Origin of the sequence: Kitasatospora atroaurantiaca, assembly GCF_007828955.1 — a bacterium.
Lineage (GTDB): Bacteria > Actinomycetota > Actinomycetes > Streptomycetales > Streptomycetaceae > Kitasatospora > Kitasatospora atroaurantiaca.
Window position 1 is genome coordinate 6,736,306 of record NZ_VIVR01000001.1, and the last position, 18,271, is coordinate 6,754,576.

At 71.6% G+C, this 18,271-nt stretch carries 15 protein-coding genes; 12 read left to right on the top strand and 3 right to left on the bottom strand.

What is annotated here, in order from left to right:
• The first annotated feature begins 8 nt into the window (after positions 1 to 8).
• The 3 genes from hisS to FB465_RS30300 all read left to right on the top strand — a co-directional run bounded on the left by hisS (position 9) and on the right by FB465_RS30300 (position 3,673).
• On the top strand, positions 9 to 1,271 hold the full coding sequence (gene hisS / locus FB465_RS30290; RefSeq protein ID WP_145795669.1) for a histidine--tRNA ligase: 1,263 nt from the start codon (positions 9 to 11) through the stop codon (positions 1,269 to 1,271).
• Positions 1,268 to 3,058 (top strand): aspartate--tRNA ligase, encoded by a 1,791-nt coding sequence (aspS, locus tag FB465_RS30295; RefSeq protein WP_145795671.1) that lies wholly within the window; start codon positions 1,268 to 1,270, stop codon positions 3,056 to 3,058. The genes hisS and aspS overlap by 4 nt, the downstream gene beginning before the upstream one ends.
• A 108-nt stretch (positions 3,059 to 3,166) precedes the next feature.
• Positions 3,167 to 3,673, top strand: coding sequence for a GNAT family N-acetyltransferase (locus FB465_RS30300; RefSeq protein ID WP_145795673.1), 507 nt, complete (start codon positions 3,167 to 3,169; stop codon positions 3,671 to 3,673).
• On the opposite strand, the gene FB465_RS30305 is transcribed toward FB465_RS30300, so the two are convergent.
• The gene (locus FB465_RS30305; protein ID WP_145795674.1) at positions 3,646 to 4,575 is read right to left on the bottom strand and encodes a LysR family transcriptional regulator; all 930 of its coding nucleotides are present in this window, start codon (positions 4,573 to 4,575) and stop codon (positions 3,646 to 3,648) included. The genes FB465_RS30300 and FB465_RS30305 overlap by 28 nt on opposite strands.
• 201 nt (positions 4,576 to 4,776) lie before the next feature.
• Between FB465_RS30305 and ppk2 the strand changes: the two genes are divergently transcribed.
• Positions 4,777 to 5,589 carry a polyphosphate kinase 2 gene (ppk2, locus tag FB465_RS30310; RefSeq protein ID WP_145795676.1) on the top strand — a complete coding sequence of 271 codons (813 nt, stop codon included), beginning with the start codon at positions 4,777 to 4,779 and terminating at the stop codon, positions 5,587 to 5,589.
• A 22-nt stretch (positions 5,590 to 5,611) separates the two neighbouring features.
• Here ppk2 and FB465_RS30315 read toward each other — a convergent pair whose 3' ends face one another.
• Positions 5,612 to 6,124 carry a VOC family protein gene (locus FB465_RS30315; protein ID WP_145795678.1) on the bottom strand — a complete coding sequence of 171 codons (513 nt, stop codon included), beginning with the start codon at positions 6,122 to 6,124 and terminating at the stop codon, positions 5,612 to 5,614.
• Positions 6,125 to 6,199: 75 nt separating this feature from the next.
• Here FB465_RS30315 and FB465_RS30320 point away from each other — a divergent pair, with 75 nt between their 5' ends.
• Positions 6,200 to 7,546, top strand: a complete 1,347-nt coding sequence (locus FB465_RS30320) for a replication-associated recombination protein A (protein ID WP_145795680.1) — start codon at positions 6,200 to 6,202, stop codon at positions 7,544 to 7,546.
• Between the two features lie 311 nt (positions 7,547 to 7,857).
• Entirely contained in the window at positions 7,858 to 8,472 is a 615-nt protein-coding gene (gene rpsD / locus FB465_RS30325; protein ID WP_145795682.1) for a 30S ribosomal protein S4, read from the top strand.
• Between the two features lie 206 nt (positions 8,473 to 8,678).
• On the opposite strand, the gene FB465_RS30330 is transcribed toward rpsD, so the two are convergent.
• On the bottom strand, positions 8,679 to 10,877 hold the full coding sequence (locus FB465_RS30330) for an ATP-binding protein (protein ID WP_246192927.1): 2,199 nt from the start codon (positions 10,875 to 10,877) through the stop codon (positions 8,679 to 8,681).
• Positions 10,878 to 11,126: 249 nt separating this feature from the next.
• Here FB465_RS30330 and FB465_RS30335 point away from each other — a divergent pair, with 249 nt between their 5' ends.
• The 6 genes from FB465_RS30335 to mltG (FB465_RS30360) all read left to right on the top strand — a co-directional run bounded on the left by FB465_RS30335 (position 11,127) and on the right by mltG (FB465_RS30360) (position 18,270).
• Entirely contained in the window at positions 11,127 to 11,603 is a 477-nt protein-coding gene (locus tag FB465_RS30335; protein ID WP_145795684.1) for a DUF948 domain-containing protein, read from the top strand.
• A 2-nt stretch (positions 11,604 to 11,605) separates the two neighbouring features.
• Complete coding sequence (locus tag FB465_RS30340) at positions 11,606 to 12,028, top strand: DUF6167 family protein (protein ID WP_145795686.1); 423 nt, start codon at positions 11,606 to 11,608, stop codon at positions 12,026 to 12,028.
• Entirely contained in the window at positions 12,028 to 14,697 is a 2,670-nt protein-coding gene (gene alaS, locus FB465_RS30345; protein WP_145795687.1) for an alanine--tRNA ligase, read from the top strand. The genes FB465_RS30340 and alaS overlap by 1 nt, the downstream gene beginning before the upstream one ends.
• A complete protein-coding gene (gene ruvX / locus FB465_RS30350) occupies positions 14,697 to 15,179 on the top strand; it encodes a Holliday junction resolvase RuvX (RefSeq protein ID WP_145795689.1) in 483 nt (160 codons plus the stop codon). Before alaS ends, ruvX begins: the two co-directional genes overlap by 1 nt.
• Before the next feature lie 81 nt (positions 15,180 to 15,260).
• Complete coding sequence (gene mltG, locus FB465_RS30355) at positions 15,261 to 16,445, top strand: endolytic transglycosylase MltG (protein ID WP_246192929.1); 1,185 nt, start codon at positions 15,261 to 15,263, stop codon at positions 16,443 to 16,445.
• A gap of 151 nt (positions 16,446 to 16,596) precedes the next feature.
• The gene (mltG, locus tag FB465_RS30360; RefSeq protein WP_145795691.1) at positions 16,597 to 18,270 is read left to right on the top strand and encodes an endolytic transglycosylase MltG; all 1,674 of its coding nucleotides are present in this window, start codon (positions 16,597 to 16,599) and stop codon (positions 18,268 to 18,270) included.
• The last annotated feature ends 1 nt before the right edge of the window (position 18,271 follow it).

An 18,271-nucleotide genomic window follows, 5' to 3' on the forward strand; every position in this document is an offset into this window, starting at 1 on the left:
TAGAGAAGTTGAGCATCTTCACCGCCCCCAAGGGCACCTACGACCTGCTGCCGCCGAGCTCCGCGACCTTCCTGGCGATCCGCGAGCGCCTGGCCGCGCCGCTGCGCCGGGCCGGCTACGGCTACATCGAGACGCCGGTCTTCGAGGACATCAAGCTCTTCTCCCGAGGTGTCGGCGAGTCCACCGACATCGTCACCAAGGAGATGTTCTCCCTCACCAAGCGCGGCAAGGAGGACCTCGCGCTGCGCCCCGAGGGCACCGCCTCTGTGGTCCGCGCCGCGCTCCAGGCCAACCTGCACAAGCTCGGCAACCTGCCGGTCAAGCTCTGGTACTCGGGCTCGTTCTACCGCTACGAGCGCCCGCAGGCCGGCCGCTACCGCCAGTTCGCCCAGGTCGGCGCCGAGGCGATCGGCGCCGAGGACCCGGCGCTGGACGCCGAGCTGATCATCCTGGCCGATGACGCCTTCCGCTCCCTGGGCCTCAGCAACTACACCCTGCTCATCAACAGCCTCGGCGACAAGCAGTGCCGCCCGGTCTACCGCGCCGCCCTGCAGGAGTTCCTCACCGGCCTGGTGCTGGACGAGGACACCCGCCGCCGCGCCGAGATCAACCCGCTGCGCGTCCTGGACGACAAGCGCGAGAACGTCCAGGTCCAGCTCACCGACGCCCCGCGGCTGCGCGACTACCTCTGCGAGGACTGCAAGGCGTACGACGAGCAGGTCCGCGACCTGCTCACGGCCGCCGGCGTGGCCTTCACGGACGACCCCAAGCTGGTGCGCGGGCTGGACTACTACACCCGCACCACCTTCGAGTTCGTGCACAACGGCCTCGGCGCCCAGTCCGCCATCGGCGGCGGCGGCCGCTACGACGGCCTCTCCGAGATGCTCGGCGGCCCCGCCCTGCCGTCCGTCGGCTGGGGCCTCGGCGTCGACCGCACCTACCTCGCCATGGAGGCCGAGGGCATCGTCCTCGACCTGCCCGCGACCACCTCGGTCTACGCGGTGGCGCTCGGCGAGGAGGCCAAGAACGTCCTGTTCGCGAAGGTGATCGAGCTGCGCCGGGCCGGCGTCGCCACCGACCTCGCCTTCGGCGTCAAGGGCATCAAGAACGCCATGAAGTCCGCCGACCGTTCCGGCGCCCGCTTCGCGCTGGTCGCCGGGGACCGAGATCTCGCCGCCGGTGTCGTCCAGCTGAAGGACATGACCACCGGCGAGCAGACCCCCGTCGCCCTCGAAGCACTCGTCACCACCCTGAAGGAGAAGCAGCTGTGATCCGCACGCACGACGCGGGCACGCTCCGCGCGGAGCACGCCGGAACGACCGTCACCCTGGCCGGCTGGGTCGCCCGCCGCCGCGACCACGGCGGCGTGGCCTTCATCGACCTGCGCGACGCCTCCGGCACCGTGCAGATCGTGGTCCGCGACCTCGACTCGGTGCACGGCCTGCGCGCCGAGTACTGCGTCAAGGTCACCGGTGACGTCCGCGTCCGCCCCGAGGGCAACGAGAACCCCGACATCCCGACCGGCAAGGTCGAGGTCGTCGTGAGCGCGATCGAGGTGCTCTCCGAGGCCGCGCCGCTGCCCTTCCAGGTCGCCGAGTACGAGCCGGGCACGGTCAACGAGGAGGTCCGCCTCCGCTACCGCTACCTGGACCTGCGCCGCGAGGGCCCGGCCCGCGCGCTGCGCCTGCGCTCCAAGGTGAACCACATCATCCGTACGGTGATGGAGGAGAACGACTTCCTCGACATCGAGACGCCGTACCTCACCCGCTCCACCCCCGAGGGCGCCCGCGACTTCCTGGTCCCCGTCCGCCTGCAGCCCGGTCACTGGTACGCCCTGCCGCAGTCGCCCCAGCTGTTCAAGCAGCTGCTGATGGTGGCCGGCATGGAGCGCTACTACCAGATCGCCCGCTGCTTCCGTGACGAGGACTTCCGCGCCGACCGCCAGCCGGAGTTCACCCAGCTGGACATCGAGGCCTCCTTCGTCGACCAGGAGGACATCCTCGCCCTCGGCGAGAAGGTCGTCTCCCGGATCTGGTCCGAGGTGCACGGCTACGAGCTGCCCAACCCGCTGCCCCGGATGACCTACGCGGACGCGATGAACCGCTACGGCTCCGACAAGCCGGACGTCCGCTTCGGCCAGGAACTCACCGACCTCACCCAGTACTTCAAGGGCACCGAGTTCCGCGTCTTCCAGGCCCCGTACGTCGGCGCCGTCGTGATGCCCGGCGGTGCCTCGCAGCCCCGCAAGGCCCTCGACGCCTGGCAGGAGTGGGCCAAGGCGCGCGGCGCGCGCGGCCTGGCCTACGTGGTCATCGACGCCGACACCGGCGAGCTGCGCGGCCCGGTCGCCAAGAACCTCTCCGACGAGCACCTGGCCGGCCTCGCCGCCGCCGCGGGCGCCAAGAACGGCGACGCGATCTTCTTCGCGGCGGGCAAGAAGACCCCGTCGCAGGAGCTGCTCGGTGCCGCCCGCCTGGAGATCGGCCGCCGCTGCAACCTGATCGACGAGTCGCAGTGGGCCTTCCTCTGGGTGGTCGACTTCCCGATGTTCGAGCCGATCGAGGACGACAAGGGCGAGTTCCAGGGCTGGCACGCGGTGCACCACCCCTTCACCGCCCCGACCGCCGAGTCGCTCGCGACCTTCGACACCGACCCGGGCAGCGCGCTCTCCAACGCGTACGACCTGGTGCTCAACGGCTCGGAGCTGGGCGGCGGTTCGATCCGTATCCACCAGCGCGACGTGCAGAAGCGGGCGTTCGACGCGATCGGCCTCTCCGAGGAGGAGGCCGCCTCGCAGTTCGGCTTCCTGCTGGACGCCTTCAACTACGGCCCGCCGCCGCACGGTGGTGTCGCCTTCGGCCTGGACCGCATCGTCACCCTGCTCGGCGGGTACGACACCATCCGGGACGTCATCGCGTTCCCGAAGACCTCGACCGGCGGTGACCCGCTGACCGGAGCCCCGACCCCGATCACCCCGGCCCAGCGCCGCGAGGCCGGTGTGGACGCCCAGCCCAAGATCCGCGAAGAGGCGAAGTCGGAGACCACGACTGAGGCCTGACGCCGGATCAGTACCATGCACCTTCGCGGCCCCGGCCCGGTGCGAGTTCACCGACTCGCGCCGGGCCGGAGCCCGTCCACAACGGCGTGTGACACAGAAGGAACAACCATGACCGTCAGCACCAGAGTTGAGCTCCCCACGGACGTGCCCGCGACCAGACGGGTGCACATGGCGGCCTTCCCCGGGCCGGACGAGGCCGACCTGGTGGACGCGCTGCGCCGCGACCCGGCCTGGCTGCCCGAGCTGTCGGTGGTGGCCGTCGACGAACGCGGACTGGTCATCGGCCACGCCCTGCTGACGCGCCTTCAGGTCGGCGCGGAGTGGGCGGTGGCACTCGCCCCGGTGGCCGTCGCGCCCGAGTGGCAGCGCAAGGGCGTCGGCCAGTTGCTGGTACGCGCCGCAATCGCCGCCGCCGACGAGGCGGGGGAGCGGCTGGTGGTGGTGCTCGGGGACCCGGGCTACTACGGCCGGTTCGGCTTCACCCCGGCCTCCGAACACGAGGTCACCGGGCCGTTCCAGGTCCGTGACGAGCACTTCCAGGCGCTGCCGTTGGCCGCGTACGACGGCGGGCCGCGCGGCCTGTGCCGCTACCCGGCGCCGTTCGACGCCGTCTGACCCGCGGGCCCGATCCCGACGGTGGCCCGGCAGCTGCGGATGAACGCCGCCATCGCGGGCGTCAACGGCCGCTCCCGGAGCCAGTAGAGCCCGACCTGACTGGGGCTCAGCCCGCGCACCGGCCGGTAGGCCACGTCGGGCCGGGAGGCCAGCCGGTTCATGGACTCGGGAGCGAAGCCGATGCCCTGCCCGCAGGCCACCGCCGCGAGCCACTCGTCCGCGTTGTGCGCCACCGCGCCGATCCTCACCGGCCGGCCCCCGCGCTCCTCGGCGCCCGACCAGTAGTCGCGCCAGTGGCCCGCCTCCACCGGGATGACGACGAACGGCTCGTCCAGCAGCTCCTCGAAGTCCAAGGACTCGCGGGCCGCCAGCGGGTGCTCGACGGAGAGCGCCGCCCAGCGCTCCTCGATGCCCAGCTGCGCCGTACCGAACTCCTCCGCCATGGCCGCCGGTGCGTGCCACAGGGCCAGGTCGATGTCACCGGAGGCCAGTCCTGACGTGGCGTCGAACCAGTTGTTCTGCCGCATCTGGACCTGCCAGCCGGGCATCCGCCGGGCGAACTCCTCCATCGTCCGCAGCCCCACCAGGTTGATGGTGCTGCCCTCGAAGCCCACCCGCAGGGTGCCGCCCGCCTCCGTCGCCGCCTGCCGGGTGGCCCGCAGCGCGCCGTCCCAGCTCTCCAGCAGCGCGGCGGCATGGCCGGCCAGCGCGTTGCCCGCCGGGGTCGGCGTCACGCCCGAGCGCGAGCGCTGGAAGAGCTGGACCCCGAGCTGCGCCTCCAGCTGCCGGATCTGCTTGGTCAGCGTCGGCTGGGTGATGAACAGCCGGGCCGCCGCCGCGGTGAGCTGGCCCTCCTCGCAGACCACCGTGAAGTAGCGCAGCAGGCGGGTGTCGATGTCCATGCCCGAAGGTTATGGGACGGGCTATTGGACGCGAGGGGCGGGGCTGCGGCAGAGTTGATCACCCGCCATGGCGGAGTCTGTACCGGCGGAACAGGGGGCCGCCGGTGCAGCACCGCCCTTTCGCGGCCTGCCCCGACCTGCGCCCGGCGACGTTCGGCCTTAGCGTGAGTGGTCATCACCACCCCGTGAGCGGAGGGCAGAGTGGCGGCCGAGCCTGGGCGACTCCCCAAGAAGCCGTACGAGAAGGAACTGCTGCGCCTGCAGGCCGAGCTGGTGAAGCTGCAGGAGTGGGTGCGCACCGAAGGCGTACGGCTGGTGGTGGTCTTCGAGGGCCGGGACGCGGCGGGCAAGGGCGGCTCCATCAAGCGGGTGACGGAGTATCTGAATCCGCGCGTCGCCCGGATCGCCGCCCTGCCGGTGCCGACCGAGCGGCAGCGCGGGCAGTGGTACTTCCAGCGGTACGTGGAGCAGCTGCCGGCGGCCGGCGAGATCGTGCTCTTCGACCGTAGCTGGTACAACCGGGCCGGCGTGGAGAAGGTGATGGGCTTCTGCACCCCGGAGGAGTACTGGCAGTTCCTGCACCAGTGCCCGAACTACGAGCGGATGCTGATCGAGGCGGGGATCGTGCTGCGCAAGTACTGGTTCTCCGTCAGCCTGGAGGAGCAGGAGCGCCGTTTCCGCTCCCGCCTCGAGGATCCGCTGCGGCGCTGGAAGCTCTCGCCGATGGACGTCGAGTCGATCACCCGCTGGGAGGAGTACTCCCGGGCCAAGGACGAGATGTTCGTCTACACCGACGTCCCCGAGTCGCCGTGGAACGTGGTGGAGAGCGACGACAAGCGGCGGGCCCGGATCAACATGATCGCCCACCTGCTCTCGACCATCGAGTACCGGGAAGTCGAGCGGCCCGTCCTGGAACTGCCGCCCCGCCCGCCCTCCAAGGGGTACCAGCGCCCGCCGCGCGACCTGCAGAAGTACGTGCCGGACCACGCGGCGAGGCTGGAGATGCGCGCTTAGGGCAACCACGGCAGGTGCATGGCTAGGTCGGCTGTCCGGCCGCTGCACCCGTAGCCAGGTCCGGGCCCCAGCGTTCCAGGGACTCGGTCAGGTCGAGCGGGCCGGGCCGCAGGCCGGAGTCGGCGGCAGGCCAGTCCTCGCGGGGGACGCGCCACATCAGCTCGAACTCGTTCCCGTCCGGGTCCTTGGCGTAGAAGGACTTGGAGACCAGGTGGTTGGTCGAGCCGACCAGCGCGCCGCGCTCGGTCAGCTTGCGGCCCAGCGCGGCCAGCTCGCCGAGCGTGCCGACCTCCCAGGCCAGGTGGTAGAGGCCGACCCGGCCCTGCTCGGGCCCCGGCGCGTCGGCGCCGATGGCGAACAGGCCGAGGTCGTGGTCGTTCAGGCTGCCGGGGGAGCTCAGAAAGGCGGCCCGGCCGGGGATCAGATGGTCGACCTGGAAGCCGAAGACGTCGGTGTAGAACTCGACCGAGCGGTCGACGTCGCGGATCCAGAGCACCGCATGGTTCAGGCGGCGGACGACTGCGTTTCTTGACATGGGGACCAGCCTACGCCGATCCGGTTCAAATTCGAACTACAAAGGTTGTCGGTGGGCTCGCATACGCTGTCGACCGTGGAACCGGACCTCTTCACCGCCGCAGCCGAGGAACGCCAGGCCAAGGAGCCCGGCCGGGCCCCCCTTGCCGTACGGATGCGCCCGCGCACCCTGGACGAGGTGGCCGGCCAGCGGCAGCTGCTCAAGGACGGCTCGCCGCTGCGCCGCCTGGTGGCCGGCTCGCGCGGGCCCGCCGCGACCAGTTCGGTGATCCTCTGGGGGCCGCCCGGCACGGGGAAGACCACGCTCGCGCATGTGATCAGCCAGGCCGTCGAGGGCCGCTTCGTGGAGCTCTCCGCGATCACCGCCGGGGTCAAGGAAGTCCGGGCCGTGATCGACGGCGCCCGGCGCGCGGTCGGTATGACGGGCCGCGAGACGGTGCTGTTCCTGGACGAGATCCACCGCTTCTCCAAGGCCCAGCAGGACTCGCTGCTGCCTGCCGTGGAGAACCGCTGGGTCACCCTGATCGCCGCCACCACCGAGAACCCGTACTTCTCGGTGATCTCCCCGCTGCTCTCCCGCTCGCTGCTGCTGACCCTCGAGTCCCTGACGGACGACGACGTCCGCGCCCTGCTGCGCCGCGCGGTGACCGACGAGCGCGGCCTCGCCGGGGCCGTCGAGCTCTCCCCGGAGGCGGAGGACCACCTGGTCCGGCTGGCCGGCGGGGACGCGCGTCGGGCCCTGACCACCCTGGAGGCGGCGGCCGGGGCAGCGCTGGAGAAGGGCGAGGAGGCCGTTACCCTCGCCACCACCGAGACGGCCGTCAACCAGGCCGCCGTGCGCTACGACAAGGACGGCGACCAGCACTACGACGTGGCCAGCGCCCTGATCAAGTCGATCCGGGGCAGTGATGTGGACGCCACCCTGCACTACCTGGCCCGCATGATCGAGGCGGGGGAGGACCCGCGCTTCATCGCCCGCCGCCTGATGATCTCCGCCAGCGAGGACGTCGGCCTGGCCGACCCGACGGCGCTGACCACGGCCGTGGCAGCGGCCCAGGCGGTCGCCCTGATCGGCTTCCCCGAAGCCCGGATCATCCTCTCCCAGGCGGCCATCGCGCTCGCGCTGGCGCCCAAGTCCAACGCCGCGTACCTGGCCATCGACGCCGCGCTCGCCGACGTCCGGCAGGGCCTGGCCGGCGCCCTCCCGCCGCACCTGCGGGACGCCCACTACGGCGGCGCGGGCAAGCTGGGCCACGGCCAGGGGTACCGGTACCCGCACGACCTGCCCGGGGGCATCGCCGCGCAGCAGTACGCGCCCGACGAGGTGCACGGCAAGGCGTACTACCACCCGACCCGGCACGGCTCCGAGGCCCGCTACGCGGACATCGTGGAGTGGACCAGGGGCAAGCTCAAGGGCGAATGAGCGGCAGGTATACTTCTGCTGAGCGCCATGTCCCGGGACGGCGGCGGGTGAGAACCCACCGACCGGCCGCACCAGCGGGGCATCGGCCCGAGGCTCCCCTGCGAGGGGGCTTCCAGGAGCGTTGCGCACCGATTTCGGTGTCGCGGGCAGCCCACCACCTCACGGCGGTGGGCCACTCGTGTGCAAGCACACTGTGCCCGGTCCGGAGAGCGGCTGATCACCCCTAGGGGTGGTTTTTCTCCGGATCGCGAGGAGCGACCTCCGTCAACACCTGGTGAAGCCGTATTCGCAAAGCAAGAGAGGTTTGGTTCATGGCGAACCAGAAGCGCCCCAAGGTCAAGATTGCCCGTGCGCTGGGTATTCCGCTGACCCCGAAGTCCGTCAAGTACTTCGAGGCCCGCCCGTACCCGCCCGGCCAGCACGGCCGTGGGCGCAAGCAGAACTCTGACTACAAGGTCCGTCTGACCGAGAAGCAGCGTCTGCGCGCGCAGTACGACCTCAGCGAGAAGCAGATGGCCCGCGCGTTCGACCGCGCGAAGAAGGCCGGTGGCAAGACCGGTGAGGCTCTGATCGCCGACCTCGAGACTCGTCTCGACTCGCTGGTTCTGCGTTCGGGCATCGCCCGGACCATCTACCAGGCCCGTCAGATGGTCGTTCACGGCCACATCGAGGTCAACGGCGGCAAGGTCAACAAGCCGTCGTTCCAGCTGAAGCCGGGCTTCGTCGTCACCGTGCGTGACCGGAGCAAGGAGAAGGTCCCGTTCCAGGTCGCCCGTGAGGGTGGCTACGCGGGTGAGGGTCAGACCCCGAAGTACCTCGAGGTCAACCTCAAGGCCCTGGCCTTCCGCCTGGACCGTGCCCCGCAGCGTCGTGAGGTCCCCGTGATCTGCGACGAGCAGCTGGTCGTCGAGTACTACTCGCGCTGACCCGCAGCACTACCAACACCGAGCCCCCGCAGCCTTCGTGGCCGCGGGGGCTCGGTGCACCTTTTTTGGGGCGGCTCGCCGCCGGGCGCTCTTGATCCGGTGGCGACGTTCCTCGCTCCGGCACTCCCTCCTTCGTCGGTCGCTTGTCGCTCGTCGCTTTCGCCACCGGCGCGCCCTTTGGCTCGCAGCCCGGGCTCGGGCAGGCCTCAGCGCGCGGGGACCTGTGAGGGCCGTACCGGGCGCGGGCCCGGCAGCCCGTCGGTGCCCTGGGGGCCCGGACGGCCGTCGCCGCCCAGAGCGCGGGACACCGCCGCCTCCAGGTCGAGCGCCGCGCCGAGCTCGAAGGCCTCGGTGAACTCCTGCTCGGTCAGCCCCGCCCTGGCCCGTGCCTCGCACTCCCGGTACGGCCCGTTGAAGGTCCGCGAGCCGAAGAACGGCGTGCCCACGGCCTGCCAGATCCGGTGCGCCGCGCCCTGCAGCACCCGGGCCTCCAGCAGATCCGCGTCCGGCCCCTCGGTCTCCAGCAGGGCCAGCACGTCCATCGCCAGCACGATCCCCAGCAGGTCGCGGAAGAGGTGGTTGAGCCGTACGCACTCGCGGGCGTGCGCACGCGCGGGGCGCACCTCGCCGTCCAGCCACTTCGAGTACGCCATGGCGTAGAGCCCGTAGGCGTACGCCCACTGCTCGCCGTGCTCCTCGCAGATCTCGCGGACGCGCTCCAGCCAGCGCTGGCCGGTCTCGGCCTCGCCCTGGAAGAGATAGGCGATGCCGAGCTCGAACATCGCCATCAGGACGTTGCTGTTGAGCTCGCCGATGGTGTTGTAGTGCCAGAGCGCCTCCTCGAACAGCTCGGCGGCGCGCGCCGGCTCGTCGCCGATCAGCGCGGCGCAGCCCTGGCGGTGCACCGCGTAGGCCAGCGCCCGGTCGTCGCCGGTGTCCAGAGCTTGACGGCGGCACTCCTCCAGTGCGGGTCTGGCCCTGGCGAGGTCGCCCTGCAGGGTGGCCATGTAACCGGTCACCCAGAGGGCCTTGGCGCGGGCCTCGGTCGGCTCGGGGTCCAGTGCGAGCGCCCGGTCCAGCCAGTGCCGGCCCTCGCCGAGGTGGCCGGAGCCGACCCAGTAGAACCAGAGCGTGCCGGCCATCAGCAGGGCGATCTGTTCCTCGCCCGGCTCGGCCAGGCAGAACTCCAGCGCCGCCCGGAGGTTGGGGTGGGCGAGCCGGGTGCGCTCGGCGGTCTCCGCCTGCCGGGGGCCGAACCACTCGACCTCGCCCCAGGTGGCCACGCCGAGGTACCAGTCGCGGTGGCGGCGGCGCAGCCGGTGGTCCTCCCCGGTGGAGCGGAGCCAGTGGCCGCCGTACTCGCGCAGGGTGTCGAGCATCCGGAAGCGGACGCCGAAGCCGCTCTCCTCCCGCATCACCACGGATTTGCCGACCAGCTCGCCGATCAGGTCCAGCATCTCCTCCGCGTCGATGCCGTCGCCGGCGCAGACGTACTGGGCGGCCTCGAGATCGAAGCTGCCGGCGAAGACGGAGAGGCGAGCCCAGAGCAAACGTTCCTGCAGCGTGCAGAGTTCGTGACTCCAGCCGATTGTGGTGCGCAGGGTCTGATGCCGCAGCAGGGCGCTGCGGGAGCCGCCGGTCAGCAGGCGGAAGCGGTCGTCGAGGCGGAGGGTGATCTGCTCCACCGAGAGCGCGCGCAGGCGGCCCGCGGCCAGCTCCACGGCCAGCGGGATGCCGTCCAGGCGACGGCAGAGCAGTGCCACCTCCTCGGCGTTCCGCTCGGTCAGCTCGAAGCCGGGCAGCACCGCCGCCGCGCGGTCGGCGAAGAGCGCCACGGCGTCCGCCGGGCCGCTCCCGGCCGGCGCGGTGACGGGCAGCGGGGCGACCGGCAGCAGGTGCTCGCCGGCCGACTGCAGGGACTCCCGGCTGGTGGCCAGGACCCGCAGGCCCGGTGCCGCCCGCAGCAGCGTGTCGACCAGCTCGGCGCAGGCCTCCACCAGGTGCTCGCAGCCGTCCAGCACGATCAGCAGCTCCCGGTCGGCGAGCTGCTCCACCAGCACGTCCAGCGGCGGTCGCGCGGTCGAGTCGGTCAGGCGCAGGGCTTCGAGTACGGCGTGCCCGAGCAGCATCGGCTCCTGGACGGCGGCCACCTCGACCAGCCGGACGCCGTCGGGGAAGCCGCCGTCGGCCTCGGCGGCGGCCCGCAGGGCGAGCCGGCTCTTGCCCACCCCGCCGGGGCCGGTGACCGTGACCAGCCTGGACCTCACCAGCAGCCGGGCCAGCGTGGCGAGTTCCTCGCGGCGGCCGATGAAGCTGCTCACCTCGGCGGGGAGCCGGACGGCCTTCGCCGGCTGCGGCCCGGGCTCCGCGTCCTGCCGTCCGGATGCTGCCGACTCGCTGGACACCGTCGCCCCCGTCGCTCTACGGCCCGAAACCCTCGTCAGGCCCGTCGGAACCGGGCCGATCGGTCCAACGAGCTGACCGACCGGTCGGTTACGCGCGAGCCTCGCCCACCAGGCCGTCCGCGCGGGCCGCTGCCGACTCGCCCGCCACCGGTTCTTCCCTGGGCCGAGCCGGATATCCGGTCAGGAAAGTCGGCGTGGTCACGGTAGGGTTCCCCTCTGAGGAAGTGGCAAGGCGAGGGAGCGCGCAAGGTGTCCGTGGGAGAGCTGGCCGGCCTGTTGGTGGCCGTCTTCTGGGCGGTCCTGGTCACCCTGCTCGCCGTGGTGCTGGTCCGGCTCTCGAAGGTGCTCAAGGAGGCCACCGTCCTGGTCTCCGCCGTCACCGAGCAGGCCGTGCCGCTGCTGGTCGACGCGGGCGCAGCCGTGCGCAGCGCCAACGAGCAGCTGGAGCGGGTGGACGAGATCACCGCCAACGTCCAGGACGCCGCCGCCAACGCCAACGCCCTCTCCTCCACCGTCGCCGCCACCATCGGCGGTCCGCTGGTCAAGGTCGCGGCCTTCAGCTACGGCGTGCGCAAGGCCGTCGGCAGGCAGCAGGCCGGTCTGACGCTCCCGCAGCAGGCGGGCGAGCGCGAGGAACTGGCCCGGCTGATCCGGGCCGAGGTCCGGGCGGCCGCCGCGCCGCGCGGCGGACTGCTCTCCCGTGTCCGGCGAGCCGTGAGGGGCTGACCATGGTGCGTCGCATCTTCTGGATGGCGGTCGGCGCCGGCGCCACCGTCTGGGCCATGAACAAGGCCAACGAGGCCGTCCACCGGCTCACCCCCGACAGCCTGTCAGGCACCGCCGCCCGTGGCGCCCTGCACCTCGGCGACGCGGCCAAGCGGTTCGCCGCCGACGTACGTGCGGGGATGGCCGAGCGCGAGGAGCAGCTGCGTACGGACCTCGGACTGGACGGCACCGCCGTGGTCGAGCCGCCGCGCCGCAGAGCGCTGCGGCGCGAGCCCGAGCACCGAGCTATCTCGGCGGCCCCCGGCTCGCCGGCGGCCGCCCTGCCTTCGCCCCGTCGTACGGCTCGTACGGCACAAGCCATTCAACCCATGCCCCGCCCGCTCGACGAGCTGCCGGGCAGCACCCCCAACCGGAAGGACCACTGATGGAGTCGGCAGAGATCCGCCGCCGCTGGCTGCGCTTCTTCGAGGAGCGCGGACACACCGTCGTTCCGTCGGCGTCCCTGGTCGCCGACGACCCCACCCTGCTGCTGGTCAACGCCGGCATGGTGCCCTTCAAGCCGTACTTCCTGGGCGAGGTCAAGCCGCCGTTCACGCGCGCCACCAGCGTGCAGAAGTGCGTCCGCACCCTGGACATCGAAGAGGTCGGCAAGACCACCCGCCACGGGTCCTTCTTCCAGATGTGCGGCAACTTCTCCTTCGGCGACTACTTCAAGGAAGGGGCCATCAAGTACGCGTGGGAGCTGCTCACCACTCCCGTCGCGGACGGTGGCTACGGCCTGGAGAAGGAGAAGCTCTGGATCACCGTCTACCAGGACGACGACGAGGCCGAGAAGATCTGGCGCGACGTCATCGGCGTGCCCTCCGAGCGCATCCAGCGGCTGGGCATGAAGGACAACTTCTGGTCGATGGGCGTCCCGGGCCCGTGCGGCCCGTGCTCCGAGATCAACTACGACCGCGGCCCCGCCTACGGCGAGGAGGGCGGCCCGGCGGTCAACGGCGAGCGCTACCTGGAGATCTGGAACCTGGTCTTCATGCAGTACGAGCGCGGCCACGGTGACGGCAAGGACGGCTTCGAGATCCTCGGCGACCTGCCGAGCCGGAACATCGACACAGGCCTCGGCCTGGAGCGCCTCGCCGCGATCCTGCAGGGCGTCGACAACCTCTTCGAGATCGACACCAGCCGCCTGATCCTCGACCGGGCCGCCGAGCTCACCGGTCACACCTACGGCGCCGACCACAAGGCCGACGTCTCGCTGCGCGTGGTCACCGACCACATCCGCACCGCGATCATGCTGATCGGCGACGGCGTGACCCCGGGCAACGAGGGCCGCGGCTACGTGCTGCGCCGCATCCTGCGCCGCGCCATCCGCAACATGCGCCTGCTGGGCGCCACCGAGCCGGTCGCCCGTGACCTCACCGACGTCACCATCAAGGCGATGGGCCCGCAGTACCCGGTGCTGGTCGAGGAGCGCAAGCGCATCGAGACCGTCGCGGCCGCGGAGGAGGTCTCCTTCCTGCAGACCCTGCGCACCGGCACCACCCTGCTGGACACCGCCGTCACCGAGGCCAAGCAGTCCGGCAGCGCGGTGCTCTCCGGTGACAAGGCCTTCCAGCTGCACGACACCTACGGCTTCCCCATCGACCTCACCCTGGAGATGGCCGCCGAGCAGGGCCTGCTGGTGGACGAGGCCGGCTTCCGCCGCCTCATGAAGGAGCAGCGGGACCGCGCCAAGGCCGACGCCAAGGCCAAGAAGATGGGCCACGCGGACGTCTCCGCGTACCGCGAGGTCGCCGACAAGTCCGGCGCGACCGTCTTCACCGGCTACAACAACCTCGAGAGCGAGTCGACCGTGGTCGGCTTGCTGGTGGACGGTGCCCCGGCACCGGCCGCGACCGAGGGCGACGAGATCGAGATCATCCTCGACCGCACGCCGTTCTACGCCGAGGGCGGCGGCCAGCTCGCCGACACCGGCCGCATCCGGATGGACTCGGGCGCCGTCGTCGAGATCCGCGACGTCCAGCAGCCGGTGCCCGGTGTCACCGTGCACTCCGGCTCGGTGCTGTTCGGCGAGGTCGTGCTCGGCTCGTCCGCGTACGCGAGCATCGACATCGAGCGCCGCCGCGCGGTCTCCCGTGCCCACAGCGCCACCCACCTGACCCACCAGGCGCTGCGCGACGCGCTCGGCCCCACCGCCGCCCAGGCCGGGTCCGAGAACGCCCCGGGCCGCTTCCGCTTCGACTTCGGCTCGCCGACGGCCGTCCCCGGCTCCGTGCTGGTCGACGTGGAGCAGAAGATCAACGAGGTGCTGGCCCGTGAGCTGGACGTCACCGCCGAGGTGATGACCATGGACGAGGCCCGCAAGCAGGGTGCCATCGCGATGTTCGGCGAGAAGTACGGCGACGCCGTGCGCGTCGTCACCATCGGCGACTTCTCCAAGGAGCTCTGCGGTGGTACCCACGTCGGCAACACCGCCCAGCTGGGCCTGGTGAAGCTGCTCGGCGAGTCCTCGATCGGTGCCGGTGTGCGCCGTGTCGAGGCCCTGGTGGGCGTGGACGCCTACCGCTTCCTGGCTCGTGAGCACACGGTGGTCTCCCAGCTCACCGAGCTGGTCAAGGGCCGCCCGGAGGAGCTGCCGGAGAAGATCTCGGGCATGCTCACCAAGCTCAAGGACGCCGAGAAGGAGATCGAGCGCTTCCGGGCCGAGAAGGTCCTGGCGGCTGCCGCCGGTCTGGTCTCCGCCGCGGAGGACGTCCACGGCATCGCCCTGGTCGCCGCCCGGGTCCCGGACGGCACCGGCGCCGACGACCTGCGCAAGCTGGTCCTGGACGTGCGGTCCCGCCTGGGCAGCCGGCCGGCCGTGGTCGCCGCGTTCACCGTCACGGGTGACCGCCCGCTGACCGTGATCGCCACCAACGAGGACGCTCGCGCCCGCGGCGTCAAGGCCGGTGAGCTGGTCCGCGTCGCCGCCAAGACCCTCGGCGGCGGCGGTGGCGGCAAGGACGACGTCGCCCAGGGCGGCGGCACCAACCCGGCCGCCGTGGACGAGGCCGTGGCCGCCGTCCGCGCCCTGGTCGCGGAGCGCTCGGCCTGATGTTCGGCGAGGAGGAGAAGGTCTTCCGCCGGGGCCGGCGGATCGCCGTCGACGTCGGCGACGCCCGGATCGGGGTCGCGTCCTGCGACCCCGACGGGCTGATCGCGACGCCCGTGGAGACGGTCCCCGCCGGGGGCCGCTCCCAGGCGCGGATCAAGGAGATCGTCGAGGAGTACGACGCGATCGAGGTCGTGGTCGGCCTGCCCCGCTCGCTGAGCGGCAAGGAGGGCCCGGCCGCGGCCAAGGTCCGCGCGTACGCCGGGCGGCTGGCCGCGCTGCTCGCGCCGGTCGGCGTACGGCTGGTGGACGAGCGGATGACCACGGTCACCGCCGCCCAGGGGCTGCGCGCCTCCGGGCGCAGCTCCAAGAAGGGCCGCTCGGTGATCGACCAGGCGGCCGCCGTGGTGATCCTGCAGAGCGCCCTTGAGGCCGAACGGGTGAGTGGCCGGGCGCCCGGCGAGAGCGTCGAGCCGGTCAGCTGATCGGTCTGGTTTAGCTTCCCGGTGGGGGCCCGTGCGGACGCGTCCGCACGGGCCCCCGACCTTTCCGGAGGGAGGGGCGCCTTGACCGATCCGTACACCACCCCGGGCCTGACGCCCGGTCACCTGGGCGCACCGCCGACGGAGCCCGAGGGACGGCCGCCCGGGCAGCCGTACGCCGTCGGGCCGCCCGATCTGCGGCGGCTGCGCAGCGGGCTGGCCTGCTGCCTGAGTGTGCTGGTCCTGCTGGCGGTGCTCGGCGGTGTCGCGCTGGTGGGGTATCTCTGGTGGCCGAGGGACGAGGGGCCGGCCGCCGACTTCGCGGGCGGTGGTGGCCCGGACACCGTCCAGGTCTCCGTCGCCCAGGGCGCCACGCTGACCCAGATCGGCCAGGTGCTCATGAAGGACGGCGTGGTGGCCAGCACCAGGGCCTTCACCGAGGCGGCGGCCCTGAGCGCGGTGGCCAAGCGGATCCAGCCCGGTACGTACACGCTGCACAGGAAGATGTCGGCGGCCTCGGCGCTGAACGTCCTGCTCGACCCTGCCAACGCCAACGCGCTGACCATCCCGGAGGGCCGGCGGGCCGAGCAGATCTACGCCGCCCTCGACGACAAGCTGAAACTGCCGGCGGGCACCGCGCAGAGCACCGCGAAGCAGCACGCCGCCGAGCTTGGCCTGCCCGGCTACACGCACGGCAACGCGGAGGGCTTCCTCTTCCCCGCCACCTACCCCGTCACCGGCGAGACCACCGTGCTCGGCCTGCTCCGGCAGATGGTCGCGCAGGCCGGCAAGGTCTTCGGCTCCGACGGCGTCGAGGGCGCCGCGGACGCCAACGGCCAGAGCCCGTACGGAGTCGTCACCATCGCCAGCCTGGTGCAGGGGGAGTCGGACAACCCGGAGGACATGGCCAAGGTCGCCAGGGTGGTCTACAACCGCCTGGCCAAGGGCATGCCGCTGCAGCTCGACTCGGCCATCAACTACGCCCTCGGCCGTGCCACGCTGACCACCACCGAAACCGACACCAAGCTGGACTCGCCCTTCAACACCTACCTCCACACCGGCCTGCCGCCGACCCCGATCGCCAACCCCGGGCGGGACGCGATCCAGGCGGCCACCCGCCCCGCGGAGGGGGACTGGCTCTACTTCGTCACCGTGAGGCCGGGCGACACCCGCTTCACCGACAGCTTCGAGCAGCAGCAGAAGAACGTCGAGGAGTTCAACGCCTACCAGGCCGAGCAGGGTTCCTCACCCAGCGCCAGCAGCCACTGACAGCTGGTTGGCCAGGGCGGGGCCCCGACTGCGGTACGGTAACGTCTCCCTTCAGGCGTTGCGCTAGCACGCCGGTTCGAGACGTTTCCGGGACGCCGTCCCGGACGGCCGGTCAGACCGCGCGGCCGTCTCCGTCGGCTTAAGGGGATCGATGACTGATCTGGGTGGGGGCTACAACCCCCGAGGCTCCCAGCCGTGGCACCCAGGCGACCCCGGGTACGGCGGTCAGCAGGCGGACACCTGGCAGCAGCAGGCTCAGCAGCCGGGCCCGTACGGCCAGCAGCAGGGCTTCCCACAGCAGCAGAATCCCCAGCAGCAGCAGCAGCCTTGGCCGCAGGGCCCGTACGGCCAGCAGCAGGGCTACCCACAGCAGCAGAACCCGTACGGCCAGGGCCAGTACGGGCAGCAGCAGGGCTACCCGCAGCAGCAGAACCCCCAGCAGCAGGCCTGGCCGCAGCAGCAGCAGTTCGTGCAGCAGCCGCGACCCCAGCAGGCCATGCGGCCGCAGGCGCCGCAGCCGCAGGTCCCGCAGCCCTCGGGCCCCGGCCCGGACGGCATCGACTGGGAGGCCGAGGCGGCGGCGCTGGACGCCCCCCGCGTCGAGCCGGAGGCCGAGCCGGAGCTGTGGGAGGAGGAGCCGGCCGACCACGTCGAGCCGGAGAGCGACTCCTTCTTCGGCGGGGACCAGGACACCTCCCGCGAGGCCGAGCGCAAGCGCAAGGAGAAGGGCAAGAAGTCGGGCCGCCGCAACAGCGGCGCCTGCCTGCTGGTCGCCCTGGTGCTGCTCGGCGGCGTGGGCGGCGCCGGCTGGTGGGGCTACGGCTTCTACCAGACCCATTTCGGCCCGCCGCCGGACTACTCCGGCGAGGGCAGCGGCTCGGTGAACGTCGAGATCAAGCCCGGCTCCACCGGCGAGGCGATGGGCGCGGCGCTGAAGGAGGCGGGCGTGGTCAAGAGCACCGCCGCCTTCGTCAGCGCCTTCAACAACAACCCCAAGGCCGCCACCATCCAGCCCGGCGCCTACACCATGCACCACCAGATGTCGGCGAAGGCCGCGGTGGCGCAGCTGGTCGAGTCGAACGGCGGCAACGCTCTCGTTATCCCCGAGGGCAAGAAGGCCGTCGACATCTACACGGCGATCGACACCAAGCTGAAGCTGCAGAAGGGGACCACCGCCAACGTCGCCAAGGACCAGGCGGCCGGCCTCGGCCTGCCGGCGTACGCGAACGGCAACCTGGAGGGCTTCCTCTACCCGACCCGGTACTCGGTCACCGATGGAATGAAGCCCGAGGACCTGCTCAAGCAGATGGTCGCCAACGCCAACCAGCACTACCAGGACCTCAAGCTCGACGAGGGCGCCCGGAAGATCGGCCTGAAGAGCGGCTACGAGGTCCTCATCGAGGCGAGCATCCTCCAGGCCGAGGGCAACAACTCGGCCGACTTCGGCAAGATGGCGCGGGCGATGTCCAACCGCCTCAACACCAACGCCGGGCCGCCCAAGGGGACCTGGGGCCGGCTCGAACTCGACACGACCCTGCAGTACGAGCTGGGGCGCATCACCTTCACGGCGGCGGAGCACGACCGGGACAGCCCGTACAACACGTACAAGAGGAAGGGCCTGCCGCCGACCCCGATCGCCAACCCCGGCGACGAGGCGATCAAGGCCGTCCTGAACCCGACTCCGGGCGACTGGATCTACTGGATCGCCATGAACCCGCAGGAGACCCGGTTCGCCGCCACCTGGGACGAGCACCTGAAGAACGTCCAGGAGTGGTGCACCGGCCAGGGCAAGGGCTTCGACCAGAAGGCCGGTCAGTGCAAGTGAG